General features: G+C 63.3%; 24 protein-coding genes. 6 read left to right on the top strand and 18 right to left on the bottom strand.

Annotated features, from left to right (window positions below; genetic code table 11):
• Nucleotides 1–187: 187 nt before the first annotated feature.
• Together GPA25_RS04435 and GPA25_RS04430 are read left to right on the top strand one after the other, a co-directional pair.
• Nucleotides 188–586: a hypothetical protein gene (locus tag GPA25_RS04435; RefSeq protein ID WP_169259155.1), complete on the top strand. Its 399-nt coding sequence runs from the start codon at nt 188–190 to the stop codon at nt 584–586.
• Between the two features lie 181 nt (nt 587–767).
• Nucleotides 768–1,304, top strand: a complete 537-nt coding sequence (locus GPA25_RS04430) for a phasin family protein (RefSeq protein ID WP_169259154.1) — start codon at nt 768–770, stop codon at nt 1,302–1,304.
• A gap of 22 nt (nt 1,305–1,326) precedes the next feature.
• On the opposite strand, the gene GPA25_RS04425 is transcribed toward GPA25_RS04430, so the two are convergent.
• From GPA25_RS04425 to GPA25_RS04410, 4 genes are read right to left on the bottom strand one after another with little or no spacing between them, the layout of a single operon-like run.
• Nucleotides 1,327–2,031 carry an ABC-type transport auxiliary lipoprotein family protein gene (locus GPA25_RS04425; RefSeq protein WP_169259153.1) on the bottom strand — a complete coding sequence of 235 codons (705 nt, stop codon included), beginning with the start codon at nt 2,029–2,031 and terminating at the stop codon, nt 1,327–1,329.
• A complete protein-coding gene (locus GPA25_RS04420; protein WP_169259152.1) occupies nt 2,028–2,990 on the bottom strand; it encodes an MlaD family protein in 963 nt (320 codons plus the stop codon). Before GPA25_RS04420 ends, GPA25_RS04425 begins: the two co-directional genes overlap by 4 nt.
• A complete protein-coding gene (locus tag GPA25_RS04415) occupies nt 2,975–3,835 on the bottom strand; it encodes an ABC transporter ATP-binding protein (RefSeq protein ID WP_169259151.1) in 861 nt (286 codons plus the stop codon). The genes GPA25_RS04420 and GPA25_RS04415 overlap by 16 nt, the downstream gene beginning before the upstream one ends.
• 1 nt (nt 3,836) lies before the next feature.
• Nucleotides 3,837–4,973, bottom strand: coding sequence for an ABC transporter permease (locus GPA25_RS04410; protein ID WP_169259150.1), 1,137 nt, complete (start codon nt 4,971–4,973; stop codon nt 3,837–3,839).
• Nucleotides 4,974–5,212: 239 nt separating this feature from the next.
• On the opposite strand from GPA25_RS04410, the gene GPA25_RS04405 reads away from it, so the two are divergent.
• Entirely contained in the window at nt 5,213–7,180 is a 1,968-nt protein-coding gene (locus tag GPA25_RS04405; protein ID WP_169259149.1) for an AsmA family protein, read from the top strand.
• Between the two features lie 15 nt (nt 7,181–7,195).
• Nucleotides 7,196–8,218, top strand: coding sequence for a patatin-like phospholipase family protein (locus tag GPA25_RS04400; RefSeq protein ID WP_169259148.1), 1,023 nt, complete (start codon nt 7,196–7,198; stop codon nt 8,216–8,218).
• A 37-nt stretch (nt 8,219–8,255) separates the two neighbouring features.
• Here GPA25_RS04400 and GPA25_RS04395 read toward each other — a convergent pair whose 3' ends face one another.
• From GPA25_RS04395 to GPA25_RS04370, 6 genes are all read right to left on the bottom strand, one after another.
• Nucleotides 8,256–8,471, bottom strand: a complete 216-nt coding sequence (locus tag GPA25_RS04395) for a hypothetical protein (protein WP_169259147.1) — start codon at nt 8,469–8,471, stop codon at nt 8,256–8,258.
• 217 nt (nt 8,472–8,688) lie between these two features.
• Nucleotides 8,689–11,199, bottom strand: coding sequence for an EAL domain-containing protein (locus GPA25_RS04390; protein WP_169259146.1), 2,511 nt, complete (start codon nt 11,197–11,199; stop codon nt 8,689–8,691).
• A 76-nt stretch (nt 11,200–11,275) separates the two neighbouring features.
• The gene (locus tag GPA25_RS04385; RefSeq protein WP_169259145.1) at nt 11,276–11,563 is read right to left on the bottom strand and encodes an encapsulin-associated ferritin-like protein; all 288 of its coding nucleotides are present in this window, start codon (nt 11,561–11,563) and stop codon (nt 11,276–11,278) included.
• Nucleotides 11,564–11,669: 106 nt separating this feature from the next.
• Nucleotides 11,670–12,104, bottom strand: a complete 435-nt coding sequence (locus GPA25_RS04380; protein ID WP_211162942.1) for a hypothetical protein — start codon at nt 12,102–12,104, stop codon at nt 11,670–11,672.
• Nucleotides 12,101–12,292 (bottom strand): hypothetical protein, encoded by a 192-nt coding sequence (locus GPA25_RS04375; RefSeq protein WP_169259144.1) that lies wholly within the window; start codon nt 12,290–12,292, stop codon nt 12,101–12,103. The genes GPA25_RS04380 and GPA25_RS04375 overlap by 4 nt, the downstream gene beginning before the upstream one ends.
• Before the next feature lie 96 nt (nt 12,293–12,388).
• Entirely contained in the window at nt 12,389–12,643 is a 255-nt protein-coding gene (locus GPA25_RS04370) for a CsbD family protein (RefSeq protein WP_343034831.1), read from the bottom strand.
• Between the two features lie 368 nt (nt 12,644–13,011).
• Between GPA25_RS04370 and GPA25_RS04365 the strand changes: the two genes are divergently transcribed.
• Complete coding sequence (locus GPA25_RS04365) at nt 13,012–14,211, top strand: DesA family fatty acid desaturase (protein WP_169259143.1); 1,200 nt, start codon at nt 13,012–13,014, stop codon at nt 14,209–14,211.
• Between the two features lie 107 nt (nt 14,212–14,318).
• On the opposite strand, the gene GPA25_RS04360 is transcribed toward GPA25_RS04365, so the two are convergent.
• The 8 genes from GPA25_RS04360 to GPA25_RS04325 form a co-directional block, all read right to left on the bottom strand.
• Nucleotides 14,319–15,131 (bottom strand): transglutaminase-like domain-containing protein, encoded by an 813-nt coding sequence (locus GPA25_RS04360; protein WP_169259142.1) that lies wholly within the window; start codon nt 15,129–15,131, stop codon nt 14,319–14,321.
• Nucleotides 15,128–15,985 carry an N-formylglutamate amidohydrolase gene (locus GPA25_RS04355; protein WP_169259141.1) on the bottom strand — a complete coding sequence of 286 codons (858 nt, stop codon included), beginning with the start codon at nt 15,983–15,985 and terminating at the stop codon, nt 15,128–15,130. The genes GPA25_RS04360 and GPA25_RS04355 overlap by 4 nt, the downstream gene beginning before the upstream one ends.
• A 118-nt stretch (nt 15,986–16,103) precedes the next feature.
• Complete coding sequence (locus GPA25_RS04350) at nt 16,104–16,508, bottom strand: PRC-barrel domain-containing protein (protein WP_169259140.1); 405 nt, start codon at nt 16,506–16,508, stop codon at nt 16,104–16,106.
• Between the two features lie 68 nt (nt 16,509–16,576).
• The gene (locus tag GPA25_RS04345; protein ID WP_169259139.1) at nt 16,577–16,753 is read right to left on the bottom strand and encodes a CsbD family protein; all 177 of its coding nucleotides are present in this window, start codon (nt 16,751–16,753) and stop codon (nt 16,577–16,579) included.
• A gap of 197 nt (nt 16,754–16,950) precedes the next feature.
• Complete coding sequence (locus tag GPA25_RS04340) at nt 16,951–17,148, bottom strand: hypothetical protein (RefSeq protein ID WP_169259138.1); 198 nt, start codon at nt 17,146–17,148, stop codon at nt 16,951–16,953.
• Between the two features lie 129 nt (nt 17,149–17,277).
• Nucleotides 17,278–17,493 carry a glycine zipper 2TM domain-containing protein gene (locus GPA25_RS04335; RefSeq protein WP_169259137.1) on the bottom strand — a complete coding sequence of 72 codons (216 nt, stop codon included), beginning with the start codon at nt 17,491–17,493 and terminating at the stop codon, nt 17,278–17,280.
• Between the two features lie 62 nt (nt 17,494–17,555).
• A complete protein-coding gene (locus tag GPA25_RS04330) occupies nt 17,556–18,167 on the bottom strand; it encodes a hypothetical protein (protein WP_169259136.1) in 612 nt (203 codons plus the stop codon).
• A 267-nt stretch (nt 18,168–18,434) separates the two neighbouring features.
• Nucleotides 18,435–19,535 (bottom strand): beta/gamma crystallin-related protein, encoded by a 1,101-nt coding sequence (locus tag GPA25_RS04325; protein ID WP_343034839.1) that lies wholly within the window; start codon nt 19,533–19,535, stop codon nt 18,435–18,437.
• 477 nt (nt 19,536–20,012) lie between these two features.
• On the opposite strand from GPA25_RS04325, the gene GPA25_RS04320 reads away from it, so the two are divergent.
• Nucleotides 20,013–22,538, top strand: a complete 2,526-nt coding sequence (locus tag GPA25_RS04320; RefSeq protein ID WP_169259135.1) for a DUF6600 domain-containing protein — start codon at nt 20,013–20,015, stop codon at nt 22,536–22,538.
• Nucleotides 22,539–22,655 lie beyond the last annotated feature (117 nt).

Genomic DNA, 22,655 nt, shown 5'->3' with positions numbered 1-22,655 from the left:
TCAAGAATTATTCAATCCCTCAAAAGCACAGAGTGCTCGAGGTAAGCCGTCCCGGGCACTCGCCTGCGCAACCGAACAAACGATAGATCGAATAAAGGCGATGTGGCAGGGATGCCGTCGCCGGGGTCGAGTCGATGCCAAGAAAATCGACCGCCCCTCATGCCTGCGTCGTGTGGAGGAGACAAACGTGCAAGCTGTGCGCAGCCAAGTCATCAGTATGATGACAGAAGGTGACTCCGGATCGCCGCCAACCTATCACCACCGGGATGGCGATTGTGAACGTATGAGTCTTGGTTATTACTTCGTGATGCCGAAGAGACGCACGAAACAAGGCCGGAAAACCATCGACGCGGGCACCCTGTGTGTGTTCGGGCCTTTTGACAACCCGGACGTCGCGCGCTTCATGGGCACGAGCGCGTGCGCCCTCGGGCTCCTCGATCAGGACGCAGCCATTCAACCCGTCGCGTTCCGGGAGTCGAGTCAGGCCCGGAACATGGAACGCAAGGCGCGTCGCCTTCCGGCACCGACACATTCCGTTGGCTCGTCCGCGAGCGCATCCCATTCACATCTGCCTGTCACTTGCTGAACGGTCCGGGCGAGCAGCGTCACGGCACCTGCGGCGACGGCAGGCGCCTGACGTGAACGACGCCTGCCGATGACAGACTGCGTTTCACTACCCTGATAACACCCCGCTGCCGACCCAGAGCTTCGAGTCGGTGGCTTCGATGCATGCAATGTGAACGTCTTATACAAGAGGAAACTGCTATATGAACTCGATCAGCTATTTGCAGAAAGTTACCGAGGCTGCCAGCGACAACGGTGAAGTCGTCAAGGCCATCTTCGACGTCTCGCTGAACGCGACCCAGCAACTGCTGGCGCTCAATGGCGACTTCATGCGCTCGTTCGCTACAGGCAGCGCCACCCACTCGACGCAGGACCTGCACGAGCAGGTGGGCGTGTACATGCAGAGTTTCGAGCGCGCCAGCGAGTACTTCCGCAACGTGAATGAGATCTGCGTCAAGACGCAAGCCGAAATCGCCACCGTGAGCGCGCAGCGCGCGGCCGAGGTCACGCAAACCCTGGTGGCGCAAGTCGACAACCTGTTTCAGGGATCGCCGCTCAAAACGGCCGGCATTGCCGATATGTTGAAGTCGACATTGAACACCGCCGGCACCGCCTGCGAAAACATCATCAACACCTCACGCGAGGTCGCGGAATCCACCATGACAGGGGCGACACAGGCGCTGCAGACGTCCGCCAACGCATCCCGCACGAGCGCCCGCTCCGCTAGAAAAACCGCGTAATCTTCAGCCTGCCGCGGCAGTTTCATCGCCCCGGCAGGCCTTCCTCCGTGAGCTTCGGGACTTCGGCGCCGGCCGGATGCCAGTTCGCTGCCGTTTCGGCGCAGAATTCCGCGAGCTGCTCGAGCACCGTTTGCACGGCGCGATTGGCGGCAACGACGCCGCCGTAGGGCGACTCGTTCGCGGCGACAACGCTCTCATCGAATTCGCGCGACGCCAGAATCCGGCGCGTCTTGTTATCAACGATATAGGCGCGCAGCGTGAAACGTACGCGACTCGGCTGGCCGGCGAAATCGTGCTGCAAGCGGGTGATCTCGGTATCGAGGCGAAGATCGCCGGCCGCGGCGCTCGGCGTCAACACGACAGCGCGGAATGTCCCGCCGGTCTCCACTGCGGAAACTATGAGCGGCGCGAGCATGCGCGCCGGTGTGTCGACCCATTCGTTGTGCGCAAAATATTCGAGCTTGTAGGCCTCGCGCGCATAGATGATGCGCTGACTGTCGTAACCCGACGCCGCATGCGGTGGATTGACGATCAGCGTGGGGCCCCTGACCGCTAATGTCGCCGGGGAACGCGTCGCCGCCCGGGCTTCGATCCATGCGTTGTCGAGCGAATAGAAGCCCGGCTGCGGTGTCGCCGTCGGGCGCAGAGCGCCGCAACCGCTGACCAGTATCAGCAACAGACCGGCAGCACAAATCCGGCCCGCGAGTGCGAAAGATGGATGCGTCATGGCCGCTGTTGTCCTGGTGATGGTGCCGTTGCCGATTCTCCCGGCCCGTTCGGCACCGGCTTGCGACCGAACAGGATCCCGGACGGGTTGCGCTCGGTTTGCTCGCTGAGGCGCCGCAACGAGGTCGACAGAACGCTGAGTTCCCCGAGCAGACGTTCCAGTTCGGGCAGCGTTTCCTCGCCGAAGCGCTTCAGGTCGGCCCCGGCCGAGTCGACGACCTTTCCCGCACTGGTACTCGTCCGGGCGAGCTCGTTGCCCATTTTCTCGACGGCCTCGGCGCTGCGTCCGACACGATCGATCACGGGCCCGACCTGCGCGGTGGCACGTGAAGTGTTCTCGAACGTGCGGGCCGCATGGGTGATGCCCGCATCGAGCGCGTCCTTGCGCGCAGCGATCGTGTGCGCCACGGTGGCGATGTCGGCGAGCGCAGTCGTGAAAGCCGCCCGGTTTTCGTCGCTGAGAATGGTATTGATGTTGTTCGAGATCGTGTCCAGCTTCGCCAGCACCGTCGTGAGCACATTCTCGAGCCGGGCGGCGAGCGAGGGCTTGGTACGGATCACCGGATACGCGCTTCCCGCAGCGGCGCGTAGCGGTGGCGCATCGCGGGTGCCGCCGCTGAGCTCGACATAGGCGATGCCTGTCAGGCCTTGCGTCTTCAGCACCGCGACGGTGTCCTCCTTGATGGGCGTGCCGCGTTCGATGGCGAACAGCAGGTTCACCCGTTCCGGGTTGCCCGGGTCGAGCTCAATCTGCCGCACCTTGCCGACGTCGACGCCGTTGTATTTGACCGGCGCATTCAGATTGAGACCGGCGACTGATTCGTCCTCGATCGCCAGATAGAGGTCGTATTTCTTCTGGAATGCGCCGCCCGAGGCGAGCCACAGCACGCCCGCGACCAGCACGGCGCCGAGGACGAGGACAAACGCGCCGACGACCGCATAATTCACTTTGCTTTCCATGATGGTTCCCCGGTTTCCCCGCTGGTGTGCACGTCGGCCTGCTGCTTGTCCTGTTCGTGCGCCGCTCTCCCGCGCGGGCCGTCGAAGAATTTCCGGATGGCGGGGTTGTCCACTTGTACTTGTGCGAGCTCGGACATCGAACCGATGCCTTGCACCTTGCCGTCGGCGAGAACGGCGACGCGGTCGGCGAGTTGCCACAACAGGTCGAGGTCGTGCGTGATCATCACGATGGTCAGGCCGAACAGGTCGCGCAGCTTGCGCACGAGCTGGTCGACTTCGCCGGCGCTTTCGGGGTCGAGTCCCGCGGTCGGTTCGTCGAGAAACAGCAACTCCGGGTCGAGTGCCAGCGCGCGCGCCAGCGACGCCCGCTTCATCATTCCGCCGCTGAGTTCGGACGGATATTGCGCGCCGACCTGCGGCTCGAGCCCGGTCATGGCGAGCTTCCAGGCCGCGATTTCATCGATCAGCGCGTCGTCCAGGCCGGTGTGCTCGCGCAGTGGCAAGCCGACGTTTTCCTGCACCGTCAGCGATCCGAACAAGCCGCCATGCTGGAACATCACCCCCCAGCGCTGGCGTAGCGCAAGGGTGTCGCGGTCCGCGTCGCCATCACCGAGCGCCTGCAGATCGACGCCGAGCACCCGGATGGAGCCCGCATCCGGGCGATGCAGCAGGATCATTTCGCGCAGCAGCGTCGACTTGCCGGAGCCGCTGCCGCCGATCAACGCGAAGATCTCGCCGCGGCGCACTTCAAGGTCGATGCCGGAATGCACGACGTGCTCGCCGAAGCTCGTCGATACCTTGCTGAGCGTGATGACTGCGTCGTCGGAAGGCGTCGGGTCTTGCATGTCAGAGGTCCAGCGCACTGAAAGCGACCGAGAACAGGGCGTCGGCAACGATCACGAGGAAGATCGACTGAACCACGGCGCGTGTCGTCTGGCGGCCGACGCTGTCGGCGCCGCCGTGGGTGCGAAAGCCCTGGAAGCAGCCCACCACGGCGATGATGGCAGCGAATACCGGCGCCTTGCAGATACCGATGAGATAGGCCGTGACGCTGACGGCCTTGACGAAACGATCGAGAAAATCGCCGAAGCCCACCCCCAGTTGCGCGCGCGCCATGATCATGCCGCCGAACACGCCGAGTACATCGGCGAACACGGTCAGTAGCGGCAGGGCGATCAACAGCGCGAGGATCTTCGGCAGCACCAGCACATCCAGCGGCGCGATGCCGAGCGTGCGCATGGCGTCGATCTCCTCGGTCACCGCCATCGTGCCGATCTGCGCGGCATAGGCTGAACCCGAGCGTCCGGCGACGATGATGGCCGTGATCAGGGGCGCGAACTCGCGCAGCATGGACAGGCCGACGAGGTCGGCGACGAAAATGTTGGCACCGTATTGCCGGAGCTGATCGGCGCCCTGATAGGCGACAACGATGCCGAGCAGGAACGACAGCAGCCCGACGATGGGCAGGGCGTCGAATCCGGCGCTGCGGATGTTGTACAGGATCGGACGCCACCGGAATCGCGCCGGGTGAGCGATGCATCCGCCGAGCGCGAGCGCACATGCCCCGACGAAACTGAGCAGCGCAAAGCCCTGTTGGGCGGCCGCTTCAATGCTCCGGCCCAAGCCCTCGAGCGTCGATGCGGGCGCGCCGGCAAGGGGGGAGAGGGGGTGTGTTTGGTCTGCCGTCTGCTGCCCGATGGCGTCGAGCAGTCGGGCGAATTCCGGGCGCAGGTTACGCAGCTGTACCGCCTTGCCTTCGCCACGCAGGCGGTGCAGAAGTTTTTGCAGAACCCAGGCGCCTGCAGTATCGAGCGCCTCGATGCGCGCACTGTCGATGACCAGTTCCTGATCGGCAGGCGCGGCCAGCGCGTCCAGTTGCGGCGCGATAGTGCCGATTCCGCGCGCAGTCCAGGCGCCCGAAAGTGCGAGTTCCTGCGGCGACGACTGGGCAATGGCGGCGGGTGCCACCGACACGGGATTCATGGATGCACTCGAGAGCAGATGCGTTCGAGGATAGATGAAACGGTTCCCCGAGTTTGTACGGCAGCGCACAGATGCTCCGCATGGACGGGCTCCCATCTGCCGAGCGGGGCAATTGCATCTGTCGGGAATCGTCTTATGTGCGCTGTCGAACGGTGTGGTGCTTGTCGGACACCGATAATTGCTGGCACCCTAAGGTTCAGATCCCAAAAAAGGATGGCCGCATCGCCTGGAATAACGCCATGACGCTACGTTCTTCGCTCAAATGGATCGCCGGAATCGCTCTCGCGCTGATTGCGCTGGCGGTTCTCTTTGTCGCAATTTTCGGCTGGAACTGGTTGCGTGGATCGATCGAGCGCATGGCGCTGGAAAAAACCGGCCGCGAACTGGCGATCGGTGGCGATCTGGCCGTCGAGTTCGGCTGGCCGCACCCGCGTATCCATGCCGGTGCGGTGACATTCGCAAATCCGGCCTGGGCCAGGGAAAAGCAGATGGTCGCCGCCGACGCGTTCGAAGTTTCGATCGACTTGCCGCAACTCATGCGGCGAAACATCGTACTTCCCGAAGTGCGGCTCAGGCGTCCCGTGATCTATCTCGAACAGGGGACCGAAGGTCGAAAGAACTGGCTGCTGGACCTCCAGCAGCAGGACGAGGGGGCGCGTATCCAGATCGACCGCCTGATGCTCGATGAAGGAACGCTCGGTTACGACGATGCTGCGCAGAAGACTCGCATCCGTTCGGAACTGTCGACGTCGAACGCTCAGCCCACCGAGGCCGGGCTGAGCTTTTCCGCACAGGGGCAATTCAAGGGCCTGCCGCTCAAGGCGAGCGGCAGCGGCGGACCGGTGCTCGGACTGCGCGACGAGCGCACGCCTTATCCGCTCAAGGGCGAACTCACCGTCGGCCGTACCGTCGTGAAGGGCGAGGGGACCATTACCAGCCTGCTGAAGTTTTCCGCGGTGGACATGACGCTCGCCGTCAGCGGCAAGAATCTGGCGCAACTTTATCCCTTGCTTGGCATTGCCTTTCCGGAAACGGGCGCCTACGCGACGGCCGGGCATATCGTGCGCAGCGGGGAAACGTGGCGCTACGAGAAATTCTCCGGCCGCATCGGGGGCAGCGACATTGGCGGCACAGTGCAGGTGGTCACCGGCGGCAAACGCCCTGCAATGGAAGCGGATCTGGTTTCCAACGTGCTCGATATCGTCGATCTGGGCCCCTTGATCGGCGCCAGGCCCGGCCGCCTGGAGGCTGCCCGAGAGGCCGCGCCGGAACCTTCCGAGACGACCGCCCCCACGCCTGCGCAAGCACGCGTGTTGCCGGACATGGCGTTCAAGGCCGAACGCTGGGACACCGTCGATGCCGAGGTGACCCTCAAAGCCAAAACCTTTCGCCACGCCAAGGAGCTTCCGCTGGAAGACCTCGTGACCCATCTGAGCTTGCGTGATTCCGTCCTGCGGCTCGATCCGCTCGACTTCGGCATCGCCGGCGGCCAGCTCAATGCCGTAATTACGCTGGATGGGCGCAAGGAGCCGATCGCGGCGCACGCCAGGGTGAAGGCGCGAAAGATCCTGATTTCGAAGCTGTTTCCGACGGTCAAGCTCAGCAAGGCCAGCATCGGCCAGATCAACGGCGAATTCGACCTCAGCGGCAACGGCAACTCGGTCAGGCGCATGCTGGCGACTTCCAGCGGCACGCTGGGCCTGGTCGTCGCCGGGGGCGAGATCAGCCGGCTGATGATGGAGCAAATCGGCCTGCATCTGTGGGAGATACTCGAACTGCAGGTGAGGGGCGACGAACTCGTGAAGCTGCGTTGTGCGGTGGCCGACTTCGACGTCAAGGAAGGGATCATGAACAGCCGGGCGCTGATCTTCGACACCGAGATCACCACCATCATCGGCACGGGCAGCATCGATCTGGGGCAGGAAAAGCTGGATCTGACGCTGAATCAGAAAACCAAGGACACCAGCCCTGTGGCCTTGCGCAGCCCGATCCACGTGCGCGGCAGCTTTGCCAGGCCCGAAGCCGGCGTCGACAAGGGGCGCTTGGCGGCACGCGCCCTCGGTGCCATTGCGCTCGGCATGGTCAATCCGCTGCTTGCGCTGATTCCCCTGATCGATGCCGGCCCGGGACAGGACAGCGATTGCGCGCAGCTGGTCCGGGATGCCAGGACTTTGTCGGATTCAAAAAACCAGACTTCAAAACCTTGATCAAGGAAATTGTGCATGCGAAAAAAGCTCGTGACCCTGGCACTGCAGGGCGGCGGCTCTCATGGAGCGTTTACCTGGGGTGTTCTCGATCGCCTGCTGGAAGACGAACGCATCGATATCGACGGCATCAGCGGCGCGAGTGCCGGCGCGATGAACGCCGTGCTCGTTGCGCACGGATTCACTTGCGGTGGGCGGGATGGCGCCCGCCAGGCGCTGAAGGATTTTTGGGAGAGTGTTGAAACCAGAGCGCCGTTCAACGGCATGGGCGAGAACGCATCCTCCGTGACAGGCAACGAGTCGCTGGGCAATGCCACCGCGCTCAAGGCATTCCTCTTCATGACGCGGTTTTTTTCGCCCTACCAGCTCAATCCCTTCGACCTGAACCCCTTGCGCGACATCCTGGTAAGCCAGGTCGATTTCGAGCGGCTGAGGGCCGACTGCCGGATCGAACTCTTCATTGCCGCAACGCGGGTCAGCACGGGCAGGCTGAGGCTGTTCCACACGCGGGAACTCACGCTCGAAGCCCTGCTAGCTTCGGCATGCCTGCCGGCCCTGCATCACAGTATCGAGATCGACGGAGAAGCCTACTGGGACGGCGGTCTCACCGCCAATCCCCCGCTGATTCCGCTGGTAAATCATTGTCGCGCCAGCGACTTGATCATGGTGCTGCTGCATCCGGAGCCCGGCACGGAAACACCGTCTTCGGCGGACGAGATCTCGCGCCGGCTGACCGAAATTGGTTTCACGTCGGCGTTTTTCACCGAACTGCAGGGGCTCGCGTTCGCGAAGGAGGAGGCCGAGCAGGGCTGGATCCCGTTCGGACGTCTGCAGCGGAAACTACGCCGCCTGAACATGCACCTGATCGACTCGCCTGAATACATGAGCCGATTGGGTTCGCTCAGCAAGGCCAATACCCATTCTTCGTTCATCGCGGCGCTGCACGACGAGGGCCGCAGCCAGGCGGAGTCGTGGCTCGAGAACAATTTTCAGCTGATCGGATCAAGGTCGTCCTGCCGCCTGGACCAGGTTCTGCGCTGACTTGCTTCCAGGGCGTCGATTTCCCCTGGCGCGTGCCTTACTTCTCGCCGAACATGACCGAAGTGAGCACGGCGGCCAGCAAGACGGCCAGCAGGACGGGAAGCCAGATCCAGTTGATCTCGCGCACGAGTCCGCTGTCCATCGTCCCGAAACTGATCAGTGCTACGCTCGCCATTCCGCCGCTGAAGAGCACCAATGGCAGGGCTACGGCGACAAGCGCGATGACTAAGGCTGTCCTGGTTGTAGCGTCCATGATCCGAGCGTCCTGTGATACTGGCGGCGGGCAACCGCGTGCTGTCTTGAAGCCCTTACAGAAGCCTAGTCAGAAAGGCACCGAAGGTAAATACCATGTTGCACATGGACACACGGGCCAGCTGCCGCAGCGCCCGCCAGTCGGGATGCGGCTGCATGGTGTGGGCGCTGGGCGTGCTCACGCCACGTGTCCGAACGACTTTGGCGACCGTGTCCATTCAGCACAGGAGTGGCCGTGGCTGCTGGTCTTTCGGGCAATCGAGCAACAGCTCGAATGCCTCCGCGGGCAAGGGGTGGCTAAACTGAAACCCTTGTCCCACTTCGCACTGCTGAGTCCGCAGAAATGCGAGTTGGGCATACGTTTCGACGCCTTCGGCGATGACTCGCTGATTGAGGTTCTTCCCCATGCCGATCACCGCGGCGACGATGGTTGCGCCGTCTGTATTGGTGGCGATGTCGTGCACGAAGGACTGGTCGATCTTCAGGGTGTTGATCGGCAGGCGCTTCAGATAACTCAAGCTCGAGTAGCCCGTACCGAAGTCGTCGATCGCAAGCTGCACCCCCATGGTCCTGAGCGCATCAAGCACCGACGCCGACGATTCGGCGTCGTCCATGATGATGCTTTCCGTCAGTTCCAGTTCGAGATAACGCGGCGGAAGGCGGGTTTCCTTCAGGATCAGGGCAACGCCTTCGAGAAAGCCCTCGTGTCGTAACTCCAGCGCCGAGATGTTGACTGCCACCGGCACCGCGAGCAGGCCCGAATCCAGCCACGCGCGGGCCTGCCGGCAGGCTTCGCGCAGCACCCATCGGCCGATCGGCACGATGAGGCCGCACTCTTCCGCGATCGGCACGAAATCGCCCGGGTAGATGAGTCCGAGATCCGGGTCCTGCCAACGGATGAGCGCCTCGGCCCCGGTCATCGCACCCGACGCGAGATCGATCTGCGGCTGGTAATGCAGCAGGAACTCGTCCTCCTTCAGCGCGCGGCGCAGGCTGCCTTCGACGAACTGCCTGCGGACCGCCCGGGTGTTCATCTCTGCCTCGAAGAACTGGAAGCTGTTACGGCCGTTCGCCTTGGCGTGATACATCGCGGTATCTGCGCTCTGCGTCAGGGTTTCCGCGTTGGTGCCGTCGTCGGGATACACGCTGATGCCGATGCTCACGGTGACATGAAGTTCGTGTCCGCCGATATGCTGCGCCTCGGTGAGTGCGGCCAGCACCTTGTTCGCGACGTGCGCTGCATCATGCGGGCACTCGATTTCGGTCAGCAGGATCACGAATTCGTCACCCCCCTGGCGGCATACCGTATCCGTGGTGCGCACACACGCCGCCAGGCGACCCGCAACCGATTGCAGCAATTCGTCGCCGATCGCGTGCCCGAGCGAGTCGTTGATGTGCTTGAAATAATCGAGGTCCAGGAACATCAGCGCGACCTGCTTGCGGTGTCGATGGGCCTGCCCGATCGCCTGCGAGAGCCGTTCGGTCAGGAGCATCCGATTCGGCAAGCCGGTGAGGAAGTCGTGTTGGGCCTGGTGGGACATCTTCTGCGCCATGGCCTGCGCCTTGCTGACATCGTGGAAGACGATGACGGCACCGATGGCCTCGCCGGCGCGGTTGTGGATGGGCGCGGCGGAGTCCTCGATCGGGGATTCGGAGCCGTCGCGACGGACCAGCAAGCAATCCGCGGTCAGCTCCACCGTCCTGTCGCCCGTGATCGCGCGCAGCGCCGGATTCGCTACAGCGTTGCGCCCTTTGCCGTCGATGATCGTGAACACCTCCGGCAGCGGCCGACCCAGCGCATCCTCGCAAGACCAGCCGGTCATCGCTTCCGCGACCGGATTCATGTAAGTCACCTTGCCCAGAAGGTCGGTGCTCAGCACGCCGTCGCCAATGGAATTGAGCGTGACCTGGGCACGTTCCTTTTCCTCGAAGAATGCCTCTTCCGCCGCTAGCAATACGAGTTCCGTCGACTTGCGTTCGGTGATGTCCTCGACCGTCTGAACGTGACCGTGCGACCACGCTCCATCGCGCATGGCGGCGCCATTGACGCGCGTCCACACCACGCTCTCGTCTTCACGCAGAAAGCGGAACTCCGTTTCGAACGGATCCTGGCCTCGCGCTGCGTCGCGCCACTCGGCAAGCACACGCTGGCGATCGTCCGGGTGGACTGCCGTGCTCCAGTTCGTGCCCAGCGTCTGATCGAAGGTCAGCCCCGATATCTTGTGATACGCCGTGTTGGTATAGGTACAGCCTCCCTGCGCATCGGAGACGAAGATTCCGAGCGGGGAGGCGTCGCTCATGGCACGAAACCGCGCCTCGCTGTCGCGCAGCCCCTCCCGCGAGGCTTTGCGCTCGATGACGTAGCGCAGCGCACGCGGCAGCCAGTGGGCATCGATATGGGCTTTGGCGAGATAGTCATGGGCGCCGCGCTGCAGGGCGAGACGCGGGGCTTCTTCGTCCGTCGCTCCGCTCAGGACCAGGATCAGCGCATTCGGCGCAGCCTGGTGCACCTGATCGAACGCCTCGATGCCCTGGCCGTCGGGCAGTGTCAGGTCGAGCAGCACCACCTCGATGCCCTCCCGGCCGAGTCGTTCGATTGCGTCGGACAGTCGTGTTACCCATTCGACGCGAAACGGCTGCTCGTCCGTGCTGGCGAGCGCCGCCTGGATCAATCCTGCGTCGGCGGGATCGTCTTCGACGAGCAGGACGGTGGTTGGGGGCGTGTTCATGGCATCAATACTCTCGGCGATAGCTGACGCCAGCGGTCGTTGGCGGTGGTCCGCTGCGGCGAGTGGCCGGCCTTGGTCATTTCTGGGTAATCGGCTTTGTGGTGAACAGGTAGTCCCGGAGCTCCTCGGAAAACTTCGGGTCCTTGCGCCGAATCCACTCCAGCAACATGGATGCGTGCTCCTTTTCCTCGTCCCGGTTGTGTTCGAGGATGGCCTTCAGTTCCGGGTCCTGGCTCGCATCGGTGCGCTGGTTGTACCAGTCAATGGCTTCCAGCTCTTCCATAAGGGAAACAATTGCCCGGTGCATGTCGCGCGTTTCCGCAGATAGTTCTTCCAAAGGCTCGTGGTAACCGACGCTGGACATGGTTTTCTCCTGATCACTGCGGGTTCCTGGCAAGGAACGCCTGTCTTGGGTGCGAGCGGGTCGATCGTCGCCGAGCTCGCGGCGCGAGCGGGGTTGAGCCCGTCGTTCATCGCGACTGCGCGCCCGACAGCGTCTCGCGGCCCATCTGCGACCGCTCGCGCGCGTCTCTTCTTGCTTCTTCGTACGTATCGACACTGCCGCCGCTCGGGACGGACTGTCGCGTCGCGCGCAGATTCCCTTCCCAATTACAGCCCATCTCGTCGCAGCGGTAGCGGTGGACCGGCATCAAGGCGCTCACGAGCAGGTCTACGAAGCGGCGCGGGACGCGGTATACGGAACCGTTGCAGCGCGGGCATGAACGTCCAGGCGAGGAATGGCAAGGGTCGTCCGGATCATGCGTGTCGCTTGAGGAAGGCGCGTTCATCGTCGTGATGCCCCGATCACGCCATTGCCGCAGCGGCGACGCCACGCTCCGATCCAGGTCTCGCTCGAGGTTTCGATCAGCGACGGCCGGGGCGTTGCCGTTACTCGCAGGCTTCATGATGATGGTGTCGTGGCTTCGGGCACCACCACGCTGCCACCCTCGTCTTCCCAGTCGGCGAGTGCTGCTTTCTGTCGGCCTTTGCGTGTGTGGCGAAGGCGGTCGGCCATGAATGTCGCGAACACGGAGGCCACCGCGCTGTTCCCGACCAGCACGGCTGGCAGGATGAAGTGTTTATAGCTGGTCATGAGTTGAGTCCTTTCAATAAAGCACCTGTCACGGCACACTGCACACGGCAAAGGGCTGAGCGCAGCGTGCTCGGGTTACGAAGCGGCGTCTTGACCTTAATCCTTGTTCAGTTCTTCAAAACGCTTGATCTGCTCCTCGGCTTCGTCCTTCGATATGCCGTACGTTTCCTGGAGTTTTCCCGCCAATTGGTCGCGCTTGCCGGCAATCACATCCAGGTGATCGTCGGTAAGTTTGCCCCACTGCGTCTTTACCTTGCCCTTGAACTGTTTCCAGTTGCCTTCGACGATATCCCAGTTCATGTCACCCTCCTTGGGTTCGGGATTCGACTGGCGGAATTGCCAGTCGGACATCCTTTGTCGCAGCCTGTGTCTCGCCCCTCATGCGCGGCGCGCAGCGAAAGCGTACGGTGACGCGACGCGGCGTTGCGCCGGCTTGAACTGACTACGGGGAAACTCCCGACACGCTATAAGGCTAGTCGCGTGATGCGCTGCGGTCGGTGCGCCGTCGCACAGAGGACGGGGCAAGTGACGGCTCCGGTGTCGGTATCGGGCAGCGGCCATTGGGGCAGCGCTCCCGTGCTGAAGGAAATCCGAATTTCCGGAAGCGTGCGCTGTCGTACAGACGCTTCTCGGCCGGCGCGTAGCATGGCAGGCAGGGATATTGCGATGACTGCGGGGATCACCGGCGGTCGCGAGGTCGTTCTGCAAAGGAATCCGCGATGCAACTAGCTCTTCTCGATCTGCCCTGGTGGGCTTATGTGCTGGTTACGCTGGGCCTGACCCACGTCACCATCGCCGCGGTAACGATCTTTCTCCACCGGCACCAGGCGCATCGTGGGCTGGCCATCCATCCCGCGCTGAGCCATTTTTTCCGCTTCTGGCTGTGGCTCACCACCGGTATGGTCACCCGCGAGTGGGTGGCGATTCACCGCAAGCACCACGCCACCACCGAGACGGCGGAAGATCCGCACAGTCCGCAGATCCATGGAATCCGCAAAGTGCTGCTCGAGGGGTCCGAGCTCTATCGCGCGGAAAGCGCAAACGTCGCAACGATCCGGCAATACGGCCGCGGTACGCCCGACGACTGGATCGAGCGCCATCTGTATACGAAGCACAGCGTGCTCGGCGTGGTCATCATGCTCGCGATCGATCTTGTGCTGTTCGGTCCGATCGGACTCACGATGTGGGCGGTGCAGATGCTGTGGATTCCGATCTTCGCCGCGGGCGTGATCAACGGCATCGGCCACTATTGGGGTTACCGCAACTTCGCGCCGTGCGATGCCTCGCGCAATATCGTGCCGTGGGGACTGCTGATCGGTGGCGAGGAACTGCACAACAACCACCACGCCTACGCCAGCTCGGCCAGGTTTTCGAACCGGTGGTGGGAATTCGACATCGGCTGGATGTACATCCGTGTGATGGAGATCTTTCACTGTGCAAAGGTGTACAAGGTCGCGCCCGGCATTCGCTACAGCACCTTCAAGACGCGCTGCGACGCGGACACCGTGCAGGCGGTCATCACTCACCGCTACGACGTGCTGGCCCGGTTCGCCAGATCCCTGCAACGCACCGCGCTGGACGAAATCCGCCGACTGCGCGCCAGCGCGGTCCCCGGCTTCAAGGATTCCAGCGCGCTGGACGCCGTCAAGCACTGGCTGCAGAGGGATGCGCAGGCTCTGCCGGAGAAGGAACGTGCAGTCCTGGAACAGGCTCTGCATTCCAGCACGGTGTTGAGCACCATCGATTCCATGCGGCAGGAGCTCACGGCCGTGTGGAGCCGATCCACCGCGTCGAAGGACCAATTGGTCAGACAGCTGGAAGACTGGTGTCGGCGCGCCGAGCAAAGCGGCATCGACGCATTGCGGGAGTTCTCCCGGACACTGCGCCGCTATGACTCGCCGTCACAAGGCATGCAGTGACTTTTCGATCCTCCTGCCGATCGTTCCGATCCTGCTGGCGGTCGGCGCGATTCCCGGCCGCCCCCGGCCGGTGATGTGCTGATGCACCCGCGGAACGTTCGCCTGCTTCACCCCTCGATCACCTCGTCGGTCCGGACCTTGAAGCTCTTCAGGATATTCGGGCCGAAGGTGTTGCTGATCGCGACGTCGGCGGCGTCGCGGCCGCGGGCGATCAAAACGCGTCCGATACGCGGCATGTTGTTGCGCGCGTCGAAGGTGTACCAGCGGCCGTCGAGATAGGCCTCGAACCAGCCGGCAAAATCCATCGGCCCGTAGGGCGGCGGTATGCCGATGTCACCAAGGTAGCCGGTGCAGTAACGTGCGGGGATGTTCATGCAGCGGCAGAACGTGATTGCCAGGTGCGCAAAGTCCCGGCACACGCCGGTTTGCTCCTGGGATGCCTCCCAAGCCGTCTTCGTGGGTCGGGCGTGCTCATAGCCGAATGTGAGATGCTGATGGACGTAGTCGCAGATCGCCTGGACGCGCCCCCATCCGGTCGGTGACCTGCCGAACAGTTGCCAGGCGGTCTCGGACAGGCGATCGGTCTCGCAATAGCGGCTCCCCAGCAGGAACAGCAGGGTTTCGTCGGGCAGTTCTTCCACCGGCGTCTGCCGCGCCTGCGGCACGACCACATCCGGCTGTCCGGTGTCCTTTACCATCGCGTCGGTGAAAAGCCGGAGCTGGCCTTCGGGCGCGACGATACGCGAGCACCAATTGCCAAAGGTATCGCGATAGGCGGTGTGGGGTACGGGTGGATCGGCGATCAGGTGGTCGGGGATGATGATGTCCGACACCCGCGAGTAGTGCACACTCAGGGTCAGGATCATCGGCGTCGGTTGCGGGCAGTCGTAGATCATTTCGTAGCCAATGCGGATCTTCATCGTGGACCTCCTGCGGTCAGCCTTGACCGGTTGTTGGGACCGGTTTCTGAATCGGGCGGCTGCGCGGACATGATCGCGCGCCGGCTTGCGAGCGCCGCGCCCAGAGCTTCGACGATTCCCTTGCGCAAGGCGGCCCATTGTCTGGCAGCCCCGGCGACGTGTTTCTGGTTGATTTCCAGCTCGATTCCCACATAGGCGTCGGGCGGCAGGCGTCTGCGAAACCAGGCGGTCAGGCCGTCATCCTTGCCTTGGTACGGGTAATTGCGCCGGACGGTGAATTCGGGCACACAGGTCTCGAGGGATGTCTTCCAGTGCGCACACAGTTCCACCTCCCCCGGTCGGGCCGGGTCGTAGAGCAGCCCGATGTCGGCCGTTCGTACCTTGCCGTTCAGCTCGGGTGTAAAGCTGTGGGATGAGATGTGGATCACCCGGCCGTGGTCTGCGATCGCTTGCCCGACAAGGTGCTCGGCTTGCGCGCGAAACGGCTGGTAGTAGCAGTCCAGGATATGCTGGCGCAGCTCGGCCGGCGCTTCGCGAATCACATCGAAATGCAGTCGCGGATTGCGAGGCGATCGATTCAGGTCCACCAGCAGACGACTTACGGTGGAAACCACCAGCGGCGCCGCAAAGGCACGTGCCAGCGCTCTTGCCATGATGAGCGCGCCCGGGTCGAAGCCCCAGTGGGAGTCCAGCACCGCCTGATGGGAGCGGAATAGGTCGCGGTACGGCGCGGGAATCCGGTTGCCACCATGCTCGCAGGTAATTACCAGACGATCGCTTGCCGGACTGCCATGGTCCGCATCACATCGCTCTTGTGCAGATGGAGTCAGGTTCAGCGCCGGTACGCAAGCCATGCGAATGACTCTTCAATATTCACGAGTGTCCCTGGCAATTAACAGGAGGCCCTCACGATGAGGGCCTCATTCATCCACGCCAAGGGCTGGCGCGGTTGTGGGAGCAGCTGCACATCAGTTACAGGAGCGGGACATTCGGCTTGTCGGGATCGGCCTGAGTCTCGTACTGAGTCCCGTAATAAGTGTGGATGCTCTGCGCCCACGTGGGATCAGCCATGTCGGGCCAGTGATCCTTGTCGAATCCCGGTGCATTCTCGAGGCTATCGGTTTCCACGTTGAGCACGAAGCGTTTGTTTACCGTGTCGAGTGTCAATGCGCTCCACGGCACCGCAAACAGCTTTTCTCCCATACCGAGGAAGCCCCCGAAGGACAACACTGCGTAACTCACGGTGCCGCTGTGAATGTTAAGCATCATGTCCTTGATGTCACCCAGTTTCTCTTCCTTGTGGTTATAGACGGCATCGCTCATGAGAGAGGTGGCGCTAAGCAGCCTCGGTGCGGGATTGAGAGTTTCATACGTCATTTGATGCTCCTGTCAAAAGTGTTCAGCAAATACCGGCCATGCCCATTCAAGCGCAGCGATTACTTGCTTCAGATGGCGTCCTTGATGTCTTCCTTCAGATCGCCAAGTCCCGCCCGGACTTTGCCGCTGATATTCTGAATCTTGCCTTTCTGTTCCAGCGTCTTGTCGCCGCTTACCTTGCCGACGACTTCCTTCATCTTGCCTTTCGCTTCTTCGATGCGACCTTTGACTTGATCCTTGTTCATGGTCTTCTCCTCGTGCGGGCTGTGGACGATGCCGGGAGCGGCCTCCTCGGCATCCAGGGTGCGCCGTGAGTCAGAATAAACGTGAGACCCGATCGGCTCTGTGCGGTAACGCCCATAGCTACTTGAGTGACGATGCATGCGCACGTCAACGTGCTGACTATGGCAAAGCGGACAATTCCGCGCGGCGGTTAGATCGATTACTTCTTGTCGCCGGTTGCCGCGTCCTTGATACTTTCGCCGGCTTTTTCGACCTGCTCGCCGACCTTCTCGGCTGCCTTGTCGACTTCCTTGCCGGCCTTTTCTGCCGGTCCTTCCTGTTTCTGACAGCCGGCCAGCGCTGCAAGCAATGCGCTCATGACCAAGGCTGCGCTGACGTTCCTTGCGAGTTTCATCATTCCTTCCTCCTGGTAGCCCGTCTGCCCGGAAGCGAGCGAAACCGTATCGGTCACGCTCGCCGCGGGATCAGGGTGAAAGGCGGCCGCGACGCACCGGCCGGGTAGGGCAGGCGCAGCGCGTGTCGAACATCATTTGCCGACTTCGTGACCGATGACGCCGCCGACGGCAGCACCACCGACCGTTCCGACGGCGCTGCCGCCTGTAAGAACCGAACCGCCGATGGCACCGACACCGGCGCCGATGGCTGTGTTCTTGTCCTGTGCCGACATGCCGGCACAACCGCCCAGGCCGAGCATTACTGCTGCGGCAACTGCACTGAGCGCGAATTTCTGAATCGATTTCATGGAGTTACCTCTTACTCAAACACGGTGTTTCCGGTGCTGCGTCCATCGTCGACTGCGACTAGTTACTTGCCGAACTGCGTTTTCGCTTTCATCAGGCAGTCATCCTTGGCGCTACCCGCGAATGCATCGCACTTTTCCTTTGCCACCTTGTACTCGGCGTCACGCTTGTCCGCCGTGGCGTCCTTGCGGGCATCGGTAGTCTGTTCGCTCGCCTTGCCGCGCGCCTCGGCGGATTTCTCGTCGGCCGTAGCCTTGGCATCCGACGCCTTCATCTGCGCCTTGGCGTCGGCCTTGGCGGTGACTTCCGCGGCCTTCGCTTCCTTCACGCAGACATCCTTCGCGTTGCCGGCCATGTCATCGCAGCGTTCCTTCGCCACTGCATAGGTGGCCTCCGCCTTGGCGACGCTCACGTCGTAGCGGGTGTCCCGGCTCGGCTTGTAGCTGGCTTCAAGTTCCGCCTTGGCGACCTTTTCCTTGCCCTTGGCCTCTTCCACGCAGATATCCTTCTTGTTGCCGGATAACGAGTCACAGCCCGCCTTGTCGGCCGTGTACGTGGCCGTGATCTTGTCCTTGGCGGCCTCGTAATCGGTTTTTGACATGCCTTCGGCCATCGAAGCGCCGCTGAACGCCAGTCCAAGCGCAATCGCAATCACGTTAATGCTGAGTTTGTTCATTTTTGTTCCTTCATCTGGTGATCTTTGGAGTGATGCATTGGCGTGCAATGCCTTGCACATCCATCTCTTTGCCAGGACCGCGCTGCTTTCAACCACTGCACATTGCCGCGCTGTAGCTACTGCATGCTGCTGGCTCCGATGACTTAAGGTTATGCAGACCACCCGTTACGGTCTGTCTGTTGCCGCACATAGGCGGCGCAAGATCGGGAGCCCCAAAGCAAGGCGGCCCGACTGGGCCGCCTCGCTCGCTTCTGTTGCGTCGAAGGCTTACTCCCGGGGTTCGCCGCGTTCGTTCACGGTCACGGTACGTCCGGGGGGCGCGGTCATCTGCACGCGGTAGGCCTGTCCGCGGAAGGTGTAGGTCACATCCCAGTATTCGGGACGCGCCTGGCTGGGTGTGCTTTCGCACCGCCGGACGTCCTGCGTGTACGCTTGCTGGCCGCCGTCGTCGCGACCGACGTTTGCGCCCACCACGGCCCCCGCGACGGCCCCTCCGGCTGTCGCGAGATCCCTGCCGGCGCCGTCACCGATCTGGTGACCGAGAATGCCGCCAATGACCGCACCGGCGATGGCCCCGGGCACGTTGGCGTTGCTTCGATCCTGGACGACCTCTTCGCGCTCGACCCAGCATCGCTGCTCGGGCGGTCCGACCACCGCGCGCACGGCGGTGACATCCGCCTCGAAGAGGCGCTCGTCACTGCGCCTGCGGTAGTCGTGAGAGACGACAGCAGCTGGCGCATAACGATGGTCATCGATGCGCGCGTTGCGGCTCACCGTCCGCACGGACGACACGCGGTCGTTCAGGCCCATCGCGGCCAGGGACGGATACCTGCCCGGACGCAGGACAACACAGCGACCGCTGAATCGGACGTCCTCGCAGACTTCCCATCGGCCGCTCGAAACCGTGACCGACGAGGCGCGGTCGTTGAAGCCACTACGCTCGAAGTTACGGATCTGTTCCTTTGTGCTGAAGGATCGGCCTCTGAAGCCTTCACGTTCGTAGAAGGTGATCTGTGCAACGCGATTGTTATCGTTGGGCGCAACAGGAACCGGTGCATAGCGATCGTCATCGACGTGCGCATTCCGGTCCACGCTCCGCGCCGATGAAATGCGGTCGTTCAGGCCCATCGCGCCCAGGGACGGATACCTGCCGCGACGCAGGACGACGCACTGACCACTGAACCGGGCATCCTCGCAAACCTCCCACCGGTCACGCTCAACCACCACCGACGAGGCGCGGTCGTTGAAGCCACGGCGCTCCATGTTACGGACCTCCTCTGCCGTCGTGAAGGACCTGCCTCTGAAGCCTTCACGTTCGTAAAAGGTGACCTGTGCGGCGGCTTGCGTGGTGATAAGCACGCCGACCACCGCCAACGCGGATCTCAATATTGCAGTCATTGATGTCTCCTGTAATAAGTTGCGCATACCGAAGCCCGTCACGAACCGCGGGATTCAATCCTGATGCGCGACACAATCCGGCATGCTTGGACCTCGGATCTCATCCCCGGAACCGCAGATCCTCGCCTTGCCCGCAATCGCACCCGGGTGCGCCGGGCAACAACGCAGTCAGGGTCAATGTCGTCCATCACCCGGCCGCAGTCTGTGCGGGAGCATACATAGCGCGCGTGTCTTCGGTTGCCGGTAAAGGATCTGCGATGGCATCGGAACAAAATCCACGATGGCGCCGCCCTGCGTCGAGATTCGTGGCCGGGCTCGGTGCGCTACCGAACAGACCGCGTGAGTAGCGTTCCCTATGCTTGATGCCACCTTCTTGACAGAGCAGCAGCGATGGCGTCGACGCGGTTCTGTCAGCCCTGACAGCGCACCCCTGCGTAAGGAATCGTCATGAAAACGCAATCTCTCCGCCTCCGGACATTCGCCTTCCTTGCCGGTGTCGTAATCTTTGGCTTCAGCGGCTGGGCCGGCGCGGACCCGCCGTCGCGCGTCGCGCGGCTTGCTTACATGGCCGGCGAGGTGAGCTTTTCGCCAGCCGGTGACAACGATTGGTTTCAGGCCACCACCAATCGGCCGCTGACCACCGGCGACCGCCTTTGGGTCGATGACGGTGCGCGCGCCGAACTCCAGACCGGCGGAACACTGGTTCGCATGAACGCCGGTACCAGCGTCTCCGTTCTGAATCTCGACGACCAAATCACCCAACTGCAATTGACGCAAGGCACATTGAACGTGCGCGTGCGTCGTCTCGCACCTAACCAGGTGTTCGAGATCGCTACGCCGAATCTTGCCTTTACCTTGCGGGAACCGGGTGCCTTCCGGATCGAAGTGGATCCCGAAGGCGATGCGACGACGATCTTCGTGCGCCGGGGGCAGGGCGAGGTGTACGGCGAAGACGCGGCGTATGTCATCGATTCGCAGCAACCCTATCGCTTCATGGGCACCGACTTGCGCGAGTACGAGTATGTCGATGCGCAGCGCACCGACGACTTCGATCGCTGGGCGAGCAGCCGCGACCGCCGCTATGACGACTCGCGCTCCGCCCGCTATGTATCGGAAGACGTGGTCGGCTACCAGGATCTCGACGAGCACGGCAGCTGGCGCGTCGACGCCACCTACGGTAACGTCTGGTACCCCAGCCGCGTAGCCAGCGGCTGGGCTCCGTATCGCGACGGACATTGGGCATGGATCGACCCGTGGGGCTGGACCTGGGTGGATGACGCGCCCTGGGGCTTCGCCGTATCCCACTACGGCCGCTGGGCGCATGTCGGTGGAACGTGGGGGTGGATACCCGGCCCCGTGCGCAGTCGGGCCTACTACGCCCCGGCACTGGTGGTGTTCGTGGGCGGCGACAACTTCCAGCTCACGATCTCTAGCGGCCTTGTCGGCGGCGTCGCGTGGTTCCCGCTGGGGCCGCGCGAGGTGTATCGACCGGCCTACCAGGTCAGCCGCAGCTACTTCGAAAATATCAACCGCAGCAACACCGTCGTCAACACCACGGTCATCAACAACTACTACAACAATACGAACGTGACCAATGTGGTCTACGCCAACCGGAACGTGCAGGGAGCCGTCGTCGCCGTGCCGACGACCACCTTCGTACAGTCGCAACCGGTGTCGAAGGCGGCGGTGCGGGTATCCCGGGAAATGGTCGGCAGCGCACCGCTGGCGCTTGTTGCGCCGGTGGCGCCGACGGAAAAAAGCGTGCGTGGCGCGGCTGCCCAGCGTGACAAGCCGCCTGCGCGTGTGCTCGAGCGGCGTGTTGTCGCGCGTACCGCACCCCCTGCGGCACCCGTCGGATTCGCGGCCCAACAGCAGCAACTGAGCGCCAAGCCGGGCAAACCGCTCGATGAGTCCGCGCGCAAGGAATTGAAACCTGCAGCGTCGGCGCCCGTCGTCAAAGTGGTCGCGCAGAAGCAGGAAGCGCCGCCGACCGTGCGTCCCCCGCCGGCGGCATCCGGTGCCAAGGCAGGCGATGCACGCGGCAAGTCCGAACAGCGGGGGAGGGGAGAGGAGCGTGGACAACCCGTAGCACCGCAGCCGGAAACGCCAAAGGACGCGGTTCAGCCTCAGGTCACGCCGCCGCAGGCGACGCCAGAGGTACCCGCAGCGCAATCGCGGGAGCCACGCGGCAGGTCGGAGCAGCGTGGTGACGATGAACAGCGGGGCAGATCGGAACAGCGCGGAAACGACGAGCAGCGCGGACAAAGCGCCGCACCACGGCCGACATCACCGCAACGCCCCGCCGAGCCCGAGCTCGCTCCGCCGCGAGCGACACCAGCAACGCCGGCGGTGCCGACTCCAGCGACGCGAACGACGCCAGCAGTACCGGCAGTACCCGCGACGCCGGCGGTGCCGGCAGCACAGGCACCCGAGCCGCGCGGCAAGTCCGACCAGCGTGACGCGCGAGAAGAGCGTCGCGAGCGACAACAGCGCGAACAAGCGGTAACGCCGCCCCCGGCGCCAGCCCGAGGCGGGGCGCAGCCCGAGGCTGCCCCGCCGCAAGCGACGCCCGCAGTGCCGGCAGCGCAGCCGCGCGAGCCACGTGACAGGTCCGAACCGCGCGGGAATGGTAGTCAGCGCGAGCGCGAACAAGCCGTCGCCCCGCCGCCCGCTGCGCCGAAGCGCGCCGCCGAGCCCAGGGTCGCGCCGCCCCCGCCGGACGAGCAGCCGCCGCGGCAACGGGCGAGACCCGAATCCGCGCCCGCCACAAGGCAAGCCGAGCCACGTCCGCCTGCCGCTGCGCCCAGACAGGCGCCACCACCTCCTCCGCCGGTGCCCGCGGCAGAGCCGCGCACCCAGGAGCCCAGGCCTGCCGCGGGCAGGGCACGTGACAAGGACAAAACCAGCGAAGAACAGAAGCAGGAAGAAGAAAAGCGCGAGGAACAACGGCGCAGGGAAGAACGGCGCAACTGATTCGCCGCCCGTCCGCGGCGCACAAGACCGGCATTCGATCGCTGCCGCGGACCTGGCCCCCGTCCCACCGCTTGCGAGAATGCCTCGCTAATGGAGAAATGCCCTGCACAGGCAGGG

The organism is Aromatoleum diolicum (genome assembly GCF_012910955.1).
Classification (GTDB): domain Bacteria; phylum Pseudomonadota; class Gammaproteobacteria; order Burkholderiales; family Rhodocyclaceae; genus Aromatoleum; species Aromatoleum diolicum.
Note: the sequence above shows the minus strand (reverse complement) of the source record. Positions and strands in the feature narration are given on the sequence as shown.

Excerpts from the sequence above, each read along its gene's own strand:
- GPA25_RS04430 (WP_169259154.1), top strand. The coding sequence starts at position 768 with ATGAACTCGATCAGCTATTTGCAGAAAGTTACCGAGGCTGCCAGCGAC.
- GPA25_RS04425 (WP_169259153.1), bottom strand. The coding sequence starts at position 2,031 with ATGACGCATCCATCTTTCGCACTCGCGGGCCGGATTTGTGCTGCCGGT.
- GPA25_RS04420 (WP_169259152.1), bottom strand. The coding sequence starts at position 2,990 with ATGGAAAGCAAAGTGAATTATGCGGTCGTCGGCGCGTTTGTCCTCGTC.
- GPA25_RS04415 (WP_169259151.1), bottom strand. The coding sequence starts at position 3,835 with ATGCAAGACCCGACGCCTTCCGACGACGCAGTCATCACGCTCAGCAAG.
- GPA25_RS04410 (WP_169259150.1), bottom strand. The coding sequence starts at position 4,973 with ATGAATCCCGTGTCGGTGGCACCCGCCGCCATTGCCCAGTCGTCGCCG.
- GPA25_RS04405 (WP_169259149.1), top strand. The coding sequence starts at position 5,213 with ATGACGCTACGTTCTTCGCTCAAATGGATCGCCGGAATCGCTCTCGCG.
- GPA25_RS04400 (WP_169259148.1), top strand. The coding sequence starts at position 7,196 with ATGCGAAAAAAGCTCGTGACCCTGGCACTGCAGGGCGGCGGCTCTCAT.
- GPA25_RS04395 (WP_169259147.1), bottom strand. The coding sequence starts at position 8,471 with ATGGACGCTACAACCAGGACAGCCTTAGTCATCGCGCTTGTCGCCGTA.
- GPA25_RS04390 (WP_169259146.1), bottom strand. The coding sequence starts at position 11,199 with ATGAACACGCCCCCAACCACCGTCCTGCTCGTCGAAGACGATCCCGCC.
- GPA25_RS04385 (WP_169259145.1), bottom strand. The coding sequence starts at position 11,563 with ATGTCCAGCGTCGGTTACCACGAGCCTTTGGAAGAACTATCTGCGGAA.
- GPA25_RS04380 (WP_211162942.1), bottom strand. The coding sequence starts at position 12,104 with ATGAAGCCTGCGAGTAACGGCAACGCCCCGGCCGTCGCTGATCGAAAC.
- GPA25_RS04375 (WP_169259144.1), bottom strand. The coding sequence starts at position 12,292 with ATGACCAGCTATAAACACTTCATCCTGCCAGCCGTGCTGGTCGGGAAC.
- GPA25_RS04370 (WP_343034831.1), bottom strand. The coding sequence starts at position 12,643 with ATGTCCGACTGGCAATTCCGCCAGTCGAATCCCGAACCCAAGGAGGGT.
- GPA25_RS04365 (WP_169259143.1), top strand. The coding sequence starts at position 13,012 with ATGCAACTAGCTCTTCTCGATCTGCCCTGGTGGGCTTATGTGCTGGTT.
- GPA25_RS04360 (WP_169259142.1), bottom strand. The coding sequence starts at position 15,131 with ATGAAGATCCGCATTGGCTACGAAATGATCTACGACTGCCCGCAACCG.
- GPA25_RS04355 (WP_169259141.1), bottom strand. The coding sequence starts at position 15,985 with ATGGCTTGCGTACCGGCGCTGAACCTGACTCCATCTGCACAAGAGCGA.
- GPA25_RS04350 (WP_169259140.1), bottom strand. The coding sequence starts at position 16,508 with ATGACGTATGAAACTCTCAATCCCGCACCGAGGCTGCTTAGCGCCACC.
- GPA25_RS04345 (WP_169259139.1), bottom strand. The coding sequence starts at position 16,753 with ATGAACAAGGATCAAGTCAAAGGTCGCATCGAAGAAGCGAAAGGCAAG.
- GPA25_RS04340 (WP_169259138.1), bottom strand. The coding sequence starts at position 17,148 with ATGATGAAACTCGCAAGGAACGTCAGCGCAGCCTTGGTCATGAGCGCA.
- GPA25_RS04335 (WP_169259137.1), bottom strand. The coding sequence starts at position 17,493 with ATGAAATCGATTCAGAAATTCGCGCTCAGTGCAGTTGCCGCAGCAGTA.
- GPA25_RS04330 (WP_169259136.1), bottom strand. The coding sequence starts at position 18,167 with ATGAACAAACTCAGCATTAACGTGATTGCGATTGCGCTTGGACTGGCG.
- GPA25_RS04320 (WP_169259135.1), top strand. The coding sequence starts at position 20,013 with ATGAAAACGCAATCTCTCCGCCTCCGGACATTCGCCTTCCTTGCCGGT.